The organism is Acidovorax sp. LjRoot117, from assembly GCF_964252695.1.
In the GTDB taxonomy this organism is placed as follows: Bacteria; Pseudomonadota; Gammaproteobacteria; order Burkholderiales; family Burkholderiaceae_C; genus Acidovorax.
The window spans coordinates 959,855-971,423 of sequence record NZ_CAXUPO020000001.1 but is presented as its reverse complement, the minus strand read 5'-3'; the positions used below and the strand labels follow the sequence as shown (position 1 = coordinate 971,423).

Below are 11,569 nucleotides of genomic sequence, written 5' to 3'. Positions count from 1 at the left end.
ATGAAGAGCCAAAAATCCGCCGAGATGCTGGCATTGGCCTGTGTGGCGCTGCTTGTTTTGACCATCTTGGGCGCCGCCGGGACTTATATTTTCCGCAAGCACCAATGGGCGCAAGACCGTCTCAATGAACTTGAGCCCAGGTACTCCCGCTTGCTGGGGCTGGACGCTCAGCGTCAGGAGATTGAGGCAGCGTTGACCACGGCCCGCACAGCGCGGGCGAAGTACGTGTATCCGGCCTCCCAAGAGGCCACGCAGGCTGGCAATGCCGCGCAGCAGCAGATTCGTGATGTGCTTACCAGCGCTGGCCTTCAGATCAGCAGCAGTCAGGTGCTGCCGCCGAAGACGGGCAAGGGCTACGACCGCATACCTATCACCGTGCGTGCAGAAGGCGAGTGGCTTTCCGTGCAAAGTGCACTATCCGTGCTGGCAAGCCAGGCTCCCATCGTGGTGATCGACGAGTTTGAAGTGCAGATCATTGGCGGACTGGGAAACACCATTCCCAAGTTCCATCCGAAGCTGGCGGTCTACTTTGCGTTCAGTGCGCTGAAAGAGCACCCATGAAGCGAACGGTACTGCTGACTTTGGTGTTGATCAATGTTGCCTTGGTGATGGTGCTCGCCGGGCTCTGGGTCACGCCCAAAGGCCAACTCCGCAACGTGCATTGGGAGGCGCCTCGTGCCCAAAAGGCAGACTATGTGGCGATGCTTCCGCGTCTGTCCGATGCTGCACCGGTAGACACGGGGCTGTTCGTGGCGATTCTGGAGCGGCCGCTGTTTTCTGTGACCCGGCGGCCTCCTCCTCCGCCACCACCGCCGGAGCCGACGACGCCGGCCTTGGTGGACAACCTGAGTTCGGCCCGCATATCCGGAATTTTCCAGGGGCCCTCTGGGGCGAGCATCATCATCAATATTGCCGGAGTTGACCGCAGGGTCCGGCTGAATGAATCCATCGAGGGCTGGGTACTGCAGTCCGTCTCAGGGATGACCGCAACGTTTGTCGGTTCCGGGCAGACGCGCACATTGACGCTGCCCCGTGCTGCTCTGACCAGCTACACAGGACAGCCCGCGGCTGTGGTGCCGCCGCCCTCATCGCCGCCGCCTGCTGCTGCTGCGCCTCTACCCGGATCCGCGGATGCCAGTACCAATGGTGGCGCTGCGGCGCCCAACCGGCCTGACCCCCGACGTGCAACTTTTGGGGGCAGCCGATAGCCATGCAGACAGCCTGCGTTCGCCGCACGCCCGCTTTAAGCGACTGTGTCTCGTCATCATCAGCCTTTGCGCTCTCATGCTTCATGGACTGTGACGCCGCCTTTTCGGCGCAGCGGTCATTGGTCTTCGTTGGCAAGAATGTGCGCAAAGACGCTACGCTCCGGACAGATATCTAGTTATGAAACGATTCCAATACGCCTTCACTGCCACCGCGCTTGCCGTATGTCAGCTATCCAACGCGCAGCAGGCACCGGTCCAGGTGCCGGCGCCGGGCGCTGTGCCGGTCATGTCTGCCAACGATGCTTCTCCCAACGGCACTGTGAGTGAGCGTGGCAGTTCCCCAACTGCGTCCGATGGCGAAGCAGCGGTCAACCAACCTCGCCTCATTCGCGGCAACGACAAGGTGCTGGGAGCACCCAAGGCAACCCCCCAGTTCGACGGTCCGGCGGTATCGCTGAACTTCGAAGAAGCTCCGGTGGCGCAGGTGGTGCGCACCGTGCTCGGCGATATTCTCAAAGTGGACTACGTTCTGCATCCGCCGCTGGCCGGTAGTGTGACGCTGGCCACCCGCAATCCTGTCACTCCAGACCAGGCGGCATTCCTGCTGGAAAGCGCCCTTCAGGCCAATGGGTTGGGGATGGTACGGGATGCACGCGGCTCCTACCATGTGGGCCGTCCGGATGCGCTGCGCGCCATTGGGGGCTCTGTGCGTCAGGTGGGCACGGGCCCGCTGTCACCGGGGCAGGGGGCCATCGTGGTGCAACTGCAGTACATCGGGGCGGCAGAAATGGCCGCCATCCTGCGCCCGATGATGCCAGCGGAATCGATGGTGCGCGTCGACAACCTGCGCAACCTCCTGGTGTTGGCGGGCACCCGCACGCAGGCCGAGGGATGGCTCGACATGATCAACACCTTCGACGTAGACCTGCTCAAGGGCATGTCGGTCGGCGTGTTCCCTCTCAAATATGCCAGTATCAAGGAAGTAGAGGCTGCGCTGGCCCTGGTCAGCGGCGGCAACCCTGGTGCAAGCCAGGGGCAGGGTGCGCCCGGGGCCGTCACTTCCGCTGGCCGCCCCGGCGTGGCATCAGCGAGCACCCCATCGGCAGGGGCCTCGGCACTGGGCGAAGCCAACCCGCTCTTTGGTGCCCTGCGCATCATGCCCATCGAGCGGCTCAACAGCATTTTGGTGGTAACGCCGCGGGCATCCTATCTGGAAGAGGCCCGCCGCTGGATCGAAAAGCTCGATCAGCCCAGCGACAATGGGGCCGAAGCCCAACTTCACATCTACAAGGTGCAAAACGGCAATGCACGCCATTTGGCATCGGTGCTGAGCGGCATCTTCGGCGGGGCTGCTAGCCCTTCCACTACCAACACCAACACCGGGATTGCCCCCGGTTTGTCGAGCGTCACTGGTAATTCATTCGGGCAAACGGTGCCCAACGCATTCGGCAACACAGGAAGTCTGGTGGGCGGCGGCACGCAGGCTAACCGGAGCGGCTTGAGCCTGGGTGGAGCAGGCTCCGCGATGGGATCGTTTGGCCGCACCAATCAAAGCGGTAGTGGCTTTGGAACCCCGCAGCAAGGCACCCAGGCCGCCGGCCAGGCGGTGGCCACCATCGGCAACATCCGCGTCATGGCGGACGAGCTGAACAACTCCATCCTGGTGTGGGGCACGAAGTCAGAGTATTCAAAGATCGAGGCCACCTTGAAGCGGCTGGACCTGCCACCCACACAGGTATTGATCGAGGCCACCATTGTCGAGGTCACCCTCACGGACGACCTGGAGTACGGCTTGCAATGGGCCTTCAATGACATGCACAGCATCAATGGCCGAAACTACAGCGGTACCGGTGTGCTCGGCAACAGCGATACGGGCACATTCAAAAACCCCGGCAGTGGCTTCTCTTACTCGCTGAGCAAGTCGGTCGGCAATGTGCGGGCCACTTTGCACGCTCTGGCGAGCAAGTCGCTGGTCAAGGTCATCTCGAGCCCGTCGTTGATGGTTCTCGACAATCACACGGCCAGTATCACCGTGGGGAACCAGCAGCCCATCACCAGCAGCATCACAACGCCGACGACGGACGTCACCAGCAGCGCCACAACCAGTTCCATCCAATACAAGGACACCGGTGTGGGGCTCTCGGTAACCCCTTCCGTAAATTCCGGCAATTTGGTGACGATGCAGATCGATCAGACGGTGACGGATGTTGGGGCGCAGATTCCTGAGGCCAACAACCAGCGCGCTTTCTTGCAGCGGCAGATCAGCAGCAAGGTGGCGGTGCGCTCGGGCGAGGCCATCGTGCTCGGCGGCCTGATCAAGGACAACGCTACCAATGGCAAATCCGGCGTTCCACTGCTTCAGGACGTGCCCCTGCTGGGCAAGCTGTTCAGCACCAACACAGTCAACGGCGGGCGCACGGAGTTGCTCGTCGTCATCACGCCGCGGGTGGTACGCACGGATATCGACATCCGTGAAGTGAGCGAAGACTTACGCGACAGGCTCAAGGGCCTGAAGGACATCGACAACCTGGGCCTGGGAACCAAGGCGACCCCGTTGCAATCAGTCCCGCAGTCCACCAACACCTCCAACTGACGTGGCGGATAGACTGCTTGGTTCGGCGGCAAGCTTCAGCACCGTGACTGGTGTGTGTTGTTTTCAGCGCACACCGGCCCACACTCACTTTCTAAGGATTTCTAGACACTATGGCTAAATCGTTCGTTTCTTATCGGCTGGGTGCCCTCGCTTTGGCGGCTTCCGTGCTGGCGGGTTGTGCATCCATGACTCCATCCTCGCCCGAAGCGGCTGTGGAACAGCGCGCGACGGCCTACTGGAAGGCGCGCCAGGCAGGTCAGTTCGACAAGATGTATGCATTGGCCACCCCGTCTTACCGCAAGGCCCGCACGCTCGATCAGTTCAGGCAAGCGCAGGGGGCTGCTGCATCGGTGGTCAGCGCTGAGGTGACGAAAGTCACATGCGAAGCAGAAAAGTGCACGGCACGCCTAAAACTGGGTGTAACACCCGCCCTGGTGGGCCTGAAGCTCAGTAATATAGAGACGCACCTGGACGAGACTTGGCTGCTCGAGGACGGCCAGTGGTGGCACCATCACGACCTTTGACGGTGCCGCCGAAGCCCTTTAGAGGGGGAGATGCGCCACTGCCAAGGAGCAGTGTTGCATTTCTTCAACAAACGGGTTTTTTACGGTAGCAACGTGATGGAACCTCTCGAATCGCTGTGCTACCATCCCTTAGCGTAATCAATCGTGGTAGTTGCGCTTACAAACTTTTTTAACTGGAGTTCTTGATATGAAGAAAAATGTTCTGGCCCTGAGCATTGCTGCCATGATTGGTGGCCTGGGCTTTGCAAACATCGCTTCTGCTGATGTGGTGCCGGGTACTGGCGGCGCTGGCGGTTCGGTTGTAGGCGGTGTCTGGATTCCAGACGCGGCCACTGCAGCGACTGCTTGGAAGCTGACCACGACTGATGCCCGCGATCTGCGTGTTACTGAAGGCGGTACTGGCCACTCGCTGGTGGTTCCTTACTTCAACGCGCAAAACGGCAACATGACCGTTCTGCATGTGGTCAACACCGACACGGTGTACGGCAAGCTGGCCAAGGTGCGTTTCCGCTCCGCTGCCAACTCTGACGATATTCTTGACTTCCAAGTGTTCCTGTCGCCTGGCGACGTGTGGACCGCTGCTGTCAGCGCTGGCGCTAACGGCGTCGCCCAGCTGACCACCGGCGACGGCACCTGCACGCTGCCTGCGCTGGCCAAGGGTGTTTCCCAGTCGTTTGTGACCGACCGTCTGAGCGACAAGGCTGGTGATGTCGCTGCACAAACGCGCGAAGGCTACGTTGAAATTTTCAACATGGCTGACATCGACAGCAGCAAGTTCTACGGCACCGCTCGTACCGCCAACAGCGATCTGTTCACTGCCATCAAGCACGTGAACGGTACCGCTCCTTGCACGGGTTCTGTCCTGAACGCTACGCTGGCTAACGTCACGACCGAAGCAGCTGCTCGTCAGCTGGGTCTGGATACCCCCACGACCGGTCTGATGGGTGACTGGTACATCATCAACGTGGCTCAATCGACCACGTTCGCTGGTGCAGCTACGGCTCTGACGGCTGTGACGGCTGCTGGTGGTACCACGGCTGGTCGCGGTAACTTTGTGCACTTCCCACAAAACGCTACTGCTGCTCCTTCGCCTGAGTCCTTCACGTCGGATCCCCTGTTCCGTGTGAACTTCACGCGTAACAACGCCAACGCTGCGGTCACTACGGCTGCTCTGCGCGCTGCCAACTACGACCTGCCTGACCTGTCCACGCCTTACACCTTGGCTGCTGTCGGTACTGCTGCGGTTGATACCCGTGTTCAGGCTTACAACCTGACCAAGGCACTGGCTGTCACGTCCATCACCAACCAGTACGCTAACGATCCTACGATCACGGCCAAGACTGACTGGGTGTTCTCGATGCCTACCCGTCGCTACAGCGTTGCTGCTAACTACGCAGCTGCAACGACTGCGGACAACAACTATCGTCTGTACACGACGCTGGACACTGGTGCTGGTGGCGCTGGCCCTAACTACGCAACGTGGTTTGCACCAGAAAACACCGCCCTCCAAGGCGGTCTGATCTGCGTGAACTCCACCGGTCAAGCTTTCTTCGACCGTGAAGAAATCTCGCGTACTGCTGGTGCTGTGTTCTCGCCAGGTTCCGTGTCGCAAACCCGCTTCTGCGGTGAAACCAGCGTCCTGAGCTTTGCTGACACCGGTAACTCCGTTCTGGCTGCCTCCGTGGCACGTCAAAACGTGGCTGCTGGCGCTGCTTCCGGTCCGTTCACCAACGGCTGGAGCGTGATCGGTACGGGCAATGCGTTCACGACGACCCTGGGCGGCACATACAGCCTGCCAGGCACGTCTAACGTTGCTACTGCACTGGCCGCTGGTTACGCTTCGCAAACTGGCCTGCCAATCCTGGGTGCTTCGTTCATCAAGCTGACGAACCCACAAGCCTCTGCTGGCACCGTGGGCACCTACGGTATCACCTGGCCACACCGCTTCACGAAGTAATTCGTGGGCACTTAATCGCAGCAATGCGATCCAAAAAGGCGGGGGGCTTCCCCCGCCTTTTTTTTTAACTGCTCGAATTGGCTGATCAAATTGCTTATGAACCGCTTTCTTTGCACTCCCATTCAACGACTAGCTGCTGCTGCCCTCTTCACCTGTGCAACGCCTGGGTGGGCTGCAAGCCCAGTATTGATCGAGGGTGCTTCGGTCGCTATCACGGCCGAAGACATGCAGGCAGATTCCTTGCGCATGCCCGCTGAAATGCGCACAGTGATTCTGCAGAAGCCCGAAACAGTGCTGCAAATCGCCTCGAACTTGTACGCCCGGCGTGCGTTTGCAATACGCGCTGAAGCGGAGGGGCTGGACAAGGACCCCAAGGTGGCGGCCGCATTGAAGATAGCGCGTGACAAGGTCTTGTCAGACGCGATGCTTGAGTATCAGGACAAAAAGAACGCACCGACAGACGAAGCCCTGGAAGGCCTCGCGCGCAATGTTTACCGGGCCAAACCGGACCGTTTCCGCACTGAAGAAGAAGTCCGTGTCAGCCACATTCTGTTCGCAGGCACAGTGCCAGAATCGCGAAAGCTGGCTGAGCAAGCGCTGCAAGAACTCAAAAAGGGTGCTGACTTCGCCGTCGTTGCTAAAGAGCGATCCGCCGACAAGGCAAGCGCGGACAAGGGGGGCGATCTGGGATTCTTTGCGAAAGGACGCATGGTTCCAGAATTCGAAACCGCAGCAGCCGCCATGCAGAAGCCTGGCGAATTGAGCGGGATCGTCGAGACGAAGTTCGGCTACCACATCATAAAATTCAACGAGCGCAAACCTTCTCGGATCAAAACGTTCGAAGAGGCAAAAAGCGATTTGATGAAAGAAATCCGCCTGGGTCTGACGCAAGATGCCCGCAGTGCTGAAGCACAAAAGATGCAGGAGGGTGCCAAGGTCAATCAGGAGGCCGTGAACGCATTCGCTGCAAGCTATAAGCCGGCGCAATAGCGCATCGATCGTTGCGCTGTTACTTACCGCTTTCGCGTGGGCAGGGCGTGACCACGAGACGGCCCGCCCACCCCGTGAGGGCGGGCTTTCGCTTTTGATGATTGCTGACTTGTCATGTTCACCCTACTGAATGAAGTGCAAGCGCTCTGGCGTGCACGTGCGTTGGTATGGGTGCTCACCCGGCGAGAACTTGCCGCGCGTCATACGGGTACCGCTGCGGGTGTGCTGTGGCCCTACCTGCAGCCTCTGCTCACAGTGGCTGCGTACTATCTGGTTTTTGACGTCGTGTTCTCCATGCGCCTGGGCGAAGGTGCCCCGTCGCACAACGTCGGTACCTTTCTCATCGTCGGCGCACTGCCGTGGATGGCATTCTGCGACGCCATATCGCGCGGCATGAACAGTCTGATCGAAGCCGGTGGCTTGTTGCAGAAGAACCCGTTGCCTCCCGTTCTCTTCACAACACGCGCAGTGTTGGCCAGTGCCCTCATTTACGGGCCGCTGCTGGCGATGGTCGCCCTGGCCTACGCACCACTTCACAGGTTCGCATTGCCGCTATTGGCAGGCATGCCTTTGTTGCTGCTGTTGCAATTGCTCATATGCCTTCTGCTGGGCTACCTACTAGCTGTACTGGCAGCCGCTTTGCGAGACACCGTGCAGCTGGTGGGTTTTTTGCTGTCGGTGGGCATCTACCTGTCTCCCATCCTGTTTCCGCTCAGCCTGTTTCCTGAAAATTGGCGGTGGGTACTTTGGTTCAACCCCATGACGGCGTTGGTGCAGGGCTACCAGCAGATCCTGCTGCAAGGAGTGTGGCCCCCCGCCAGCGTATGGTGGGTGACATTGGCATGGATGGTGCTCAGCGCCGCTTTGCTGAGCGTCGCGGTCAAGCGCAGCCGCGATCAACTGGTGGACTGGCTATGAACCACACCATGACCACCGCAGCACAGTCAGCGCCAGCAGCGCTCCACACCACGGTCCTACGCGTGCAGAGCGTGGCCAAGGAATACAAGCTGTACCCCACACCCCGCGCCCGCTTGCGTGCGTTGGTCACGGGCAAGGCAACGCACCGCAGCCATTGGGCACTGAACGACGTGTCGTTCGAACTGCAGCGGGGCGAGTGCATTGGGGTGATCGGTGACAACGGCGCCGGCAAGAGTACATTGCTCAAGCTGCTGGCCGGCACGCTGCAGCCGAGCCACGGCAAGATCGACCGGGTAGGCCGCGTGACCGCAATCTTGGAGTTGGGGGCCGGCTTTCACCCCGATTTCAGCGGGCGCGACAACCTTTACTTCGCCGGAAGCCTCATTGGTATTTCGCGCGAGGAGATGGAGCGGCTGGAGCCGGAGATCATTGCATTTTGCGAGTTGGGTGAGGCCCTGGATCGGGCCGTCAAGACCTACTCGTCCGGCATGACGGTAAGGCTCGCGTTTGCCCTGGTGACCGCAGTGCAGCCCGACGTGTTGATCATCGACGAGGCCCTGGCGGTGGGTGACCAGACTTTCCAGAAGAAGTGTGTCGAGCGCATCACTGCCTTTCGCAACAACGGCTGCACCATTCTTTTTTGCTCGCACAGTCCGTATCACATCAGACACTTGTGCGATCGCGCGCTCTGGCTCAAGGGCGGGCGGGTCGAGCAATTTGGTGGAACCGAAGCTGTACTGGCAGCCTACGACGTCTACACCCGCGAAAAAGAAAAAGCGGCGGCGGATGTCACCGGCCAACTGGCGCTCGGCGGCACCGCAAACGCAGAGGCTGAATCACTCGCAAGAGGACAACCAGAGAACGCCGAAGGCGCCAGCGCGGCGACCTCTGACGAAGTGGCAGCCGGAGCGGTGGGTGACAACACTGCACACCTGCACGCGGGACAGTCACCGCGACGTGAACCTGACGGGGGCAGCGCATGCATTCTCTCGGTCGATGTTGCCAACCTTGGGGAGCCAGAGCGGAACCAGCCGGCTGTCTTGAAAGGCAATGACCTGGTCGTGACGATCAAGGCGCGGGGGCGTGGACAAGAGAGGCCCAACATCGGCTTCATGATCGAGCAGTCCAAAGGGGTGGGCATCACATCGCTGGCGACCCATGAGGATGGTGCTGCGCCGGTGCAGTTGGAGGACGGCACATGGCAGTCCGTTCTGACTTTCCCGGACCTGCCTTTGCACAGTGGCGACTATGTCATCAGCGCCTTTCTTTTTGACGAGACGGGTTTGGCGGTCTACGACGAATGGTTCCAGTTCCTGCACTTTCGCTTTATTTTCCCCAAGCCTTTGCCGGGCTTGGTGCGGCTCCCGCACCATTGGAGCTGAAGTGATGGCGTTTTGCATCGATCGATCCGGTCAGTGATGTTCGCCCGGAGCGCGGGATTCACACCGATGCGTTGCAAACCCCGAATCCATGAATAATCGGCAGCGACTATGACAACCAAGGCAATCCAACAAATGACGCCAGGAGAACAACTCCTTGATGAAGGCCGGCAGCTGCTGGCTCAGGGCGACCGGGTCGGCGCTGCGCAGGTTTTGGCGCGTGCCAGGGACGAGCGCGATACGCTCCTGGCAGCCCACAGTCTGATTGAAGCCAACGACCTCGTCGGCTCTTACAACAATGTGATGGGGCTGGACTGCACCATCTCCCCGCAAGACGATATTTTTGGCTTCTTTGCCGGCCATCACTCCAGCCGCAACCCGCTGCGCGACTATCTGGCCGACGGGTGGCGCACGCTGTCCGAGCTGATGCTGCTGCTCGAAGCGGTCGATCAACCTTTGCTCAAGACCGGACGAATCCTTGAATTTGCGAGTGGTCATGGTCGCTTCACGCGCCATCTTGTGAAGGCGGTCGGATCGCACAAGGTGGCGGTTTCAGATGTCGTGCCGAGCGCGGTGGAGTTCGCAAAAGGCACTTTCGGTGTGGATGGATTCCTTTCCGCCAGCACGCCGGAACAGGTGGAATGGCCCGCGAAGTACGACCTGGTCTTTGTGCTGTCCCTTTTCAGCCACCTGCCAAAGGCGACCTGGACTCGCTGGCTGGCCAAGTTGTACGAGGCCTTGGCACCGGGCGGACTGCTGGTTTTCAGTACGCACGGCGTCAAGGCCGCAAACTTCGATCACGTGGCGCTGGACGACGACGGCTATTTCTTCGCTGCTTCCAGCGAATCGAATGCGATCGACGAACAGGAATATGGCACCACGTTCACGTCTGAAGCGTTCGTACTGGCCCGCATTGCAGAGACCATGGGTGCCGACACGCTCGTGCACAAAAAGCCAGTCCATTTCTGGAACCACCAGGATGCATATGTGCTGCGCAAGCGTTGACAAGGCCTCCGCCTTGAATCGCATGTCGCTATCGCTAGAAAGTCCTTTGGAATGAGCTGGATCCTCAAGCTACAAGAGCGCATGTGGGGCATTGCTCCATGGGATGCGGCCAAGATCAGCGATGAATGGTTTCGTGCCCACTTCGAGTACGCGGCCGATGTCGTCCATCACTGGATGGAAGGGGCACTCGACCTGAAAACTGCCCGTTTGCTGAATTTCGGCTGCGGGGATGGCATCACCGACCTGTCGTTGGTGCTGCGTCATGGTGCAACGTCCATCCATGGCATCGATATCCGCCAGGAGTACGCAAAGCTTCCGCGCATTGCCAAGGAGCAATTGGGCATGGCGCGCATACCCTCCGCGTTGACCTTCGAGACCATCCAGCCCGGCTCGGCACTGGCTGGCAAGCGTCCGCAGTTCGACGGAATCATGAGCTGGTCGACTTTTGAACATGTTCAGCGAGATCAACTTCTGCCGATCCTGAAAGACCTGCATGCATGTTTGCGGCCAGGGGGTGTTTTCTTCTTGCAGATCGAGCCGCTGTTCTACTCGCCGTTTGGGTCTCATCTTCGCCGCTATGACGATGTGCCGTGGCATCACTTGCTGGCCGATGAAGATGCGCTCTGGGACATCATTCAGAAGCATGAAGGCCCTATCGACGCGGCTGAAGTTGACTTCGGTTTTGCGGACTTTGGGGTAGACGGTTATAAAAAATTCGTCTTCAAGGAATACCTGGCACTCAACCGGTTGACGGCGGATGAACTCGTGGAGATCACTGCGCAGGCTGGATTCCATGTGGTGCGGCAAGAGCGGCGCCATGTGGATATGCCCATACCGTCGGAGCTGCAGGGCAGGTATCCCGACGAGCTATTGCTCAACAACGAGATATTTCTGCTGCTGGGCAAATGAGGCAGTTTCCTCGTCGGCAGCAGATTGCCAAATGCAGGATGTCAGCGGCGGCGCCCAATTTCTTTGCTGGGCAGCGCTGAGATACG

At 59.7% G+C, this 11,569-nt stretch carries 10 protein-coding genes; all 10 read left to right on the top strand.

The features are described from left to right. The 10 genes from gspM (at position 1) to ACSQ3D_RS04460 (ending at position 11,483) form a co-directional block, all read left to right on the top strand. Positions 1-561, top strand: a complete 561-nt coding sequence (gspM, locus tag ACSQ3D_RS04505) for a type II secretion system protein GspM (protein WP_396506023.1) — start codon at positions 1-3, stop codon at positions 559-561. Beyond that, entirely contained in the window at positions 558-1,208 is a 651-nt protein-coding gene (locus ACSQ3D_RS04500; protein ID WP_436126050.1) for a hypothetical protein, read from the top strand. Before gspM ends, ACSQ3D_RS04500 begins: the two co-directional genes overlap by 4 nt. A 178-nt stretch (positions 1,209-1,386) precedes the next feature. Next, a complete protein-coding gene (gene gspD / locus ACSQ3D_RS04495; protein ID WP_396506019.1) occupies positions 1,387-3,801 on the top strand; it encodes a type II secretion system secretin GspD in 2,415 nt (804 codons plus the stop codon). A gap of 110 nt (positions 3,802-3,911) precedes the next feature. Beyond that, complete coding sequence (locus ACSQ3D_RS04490; RefSeq protein WP_396506017.1) at positions 3,912-4,325, top strand: hypothetical protein; 414 nt, start codon at positions 3,912-3,914, stop codon at positions 4,323-4,325. A gap of 187 nt (positions 4,326-4,512) precedes the next feature. Further along, complete coding sequence (locus tag ACSQ3D_RS04485; RefSeq protein ID WP_436126049.1) at positions 4,513-6,282, top strand: cell surface protein; 1,770 nt, start codon at positions 4,513-4,515, stop codon at positions 6,280-6,282. Positions 6,283-6,378: 96 nt separating this feature from the next. Beyond that, positions 6,379-7,272: a peptidylprolyl isomerase gene (locus ACSQ3D_RS04480; RefSeq protein ID WP_436126048.1), complete on the top strand. Its 894-nt coding sequence runs from the start codon at positions 6,379-6,381 to the stop codon at positions 7,270-7,272. Positions 7,273-7,386: 114 nt separating this feature from the next. Then, positions 7,387-8,190, top strand: a complete 804-nt coding sequence (locus tag ACSQ3D_RS04475) for an ABC transporter permease (RefSeq protein ID WP_436126047.1) — start codon at positions 7,387-7,389, stop codon at positions 8,188-8,190. Beyond that, entirely contained in the window at positions 8,187-9,572 is a 1,386-nt protein-coding gene (locus ACSQ3D_RS04470) for an ABC transporter ATP-binding protein (protein WP_436126046.1), read from the top strand. Before ACSQ3D_RS04475 ends, ACSQ3D_RS04470 begins: the two co-directional genes overlap by 4 nt. 108 nt (positions 9,573-9,680) lie before the next feature. Then, positions 9,681-10,574 carry a class I SAM-dependent methyltransferase gene (locus ACSQ3D_RS04465; protein ID WP_436126045.1) on the top strand — a complete coding sequence of 298 codons (894 nt, stop codon included), beginning with the start codon at positions 9,681-9,683 and terminating at the stop codon, positions 10,572-10,574. 51 nt (positions 10,575-10,625) lie between these two features. Beyond that, entirely contained in the window at positions 10,626-11,483 is an 858-nt protein-coding gene (locus ACSQ3D_RS04460; RefSeq protein ID WP_436126044.1) for a class I SAM-dependent methyltransferase, read from the top strand. Positions 11,484-11,569: the final 86 nt, after the last annotated feature.

What these genes read in the sequence shown, in the direction of transcription:
- gspM (WP_396506023.1), top strand. Translation starts at nt 1, where the DNA reads ATGAAGAGCCAAAAATCCGCCGAGATGCTGGCATTGGCCTGTGTGGCG.
- ACSQ3D_RS04500 (WP_436126050.1), top strand. Translation starts at nt 558, where the DNA reads ATGAAGCGAACGGTACTGCTGACTTTGGTGTTGATCAATGTTGCCTTG.
- gspD (WP_396506019.1), top strand. Translation starts at nt 1,387, where the DNA reads ATGAAACGATTCCAATACGCCTTCACTGCCACCGCGCTTGCCGTATGT.
- ACSQ3D_RS04490 (WP_396506017.1), top strand. Translation starts at nt 3,912, where the DNA reads ATGGCTAAATCGTTCGTTTCTTATCGGCTGGGTGCCCTCGCTTTGGCG.
- ACSQ3D_RS04485 (WP_436126049.1), top strand. Translation starts at nt 4,513, where the DNA reads ATGAAGAAAAATGTTCTGGCCCTGAGCATTGCTGCCATGATTGGTGGC.
- ACSQ3D_RS04480 (WP_436126048.1), top strand. Translation starts at nt 6,379, where the DNA reads ATGAACCGCTTTCTTTGCACTCCCATTCAACGACTAGCTGCTGCTGCC.
- ACSQ3D_RS04475 (WP_436126047.1), top strand. Translation starts at nt 7,387, where the DNA reads ATGTTCACCCTACTGAATGAAGTGCAAGCGCTCTGGCGTGCACGTGCG.
- ACSQ3D_RS04470 (WP_436126046.1), top strand. Translation starts at nt 8,187, where the DNA reads ATGAACCACACCATGACCACCGCAGCACAGTCAGCGCCAGCAGCGCTC.
- ACSQ3D_RS04465 (WP_436126045.1), top strand. Translation starts at nt 9,681, where the DNA reads ATGACAACCAAGGCAATCCAACAAATGACGCCAGGAGAACAACTCCTT.
- ACSQ3D_RS04460 (WP_436126044.1), top strand. Translation starts at nt 10,626, where the DNA reads ATGAGCTGGATCCTCAAGCTACAAGAGCGCATGTGGGGCATTGCTCCA.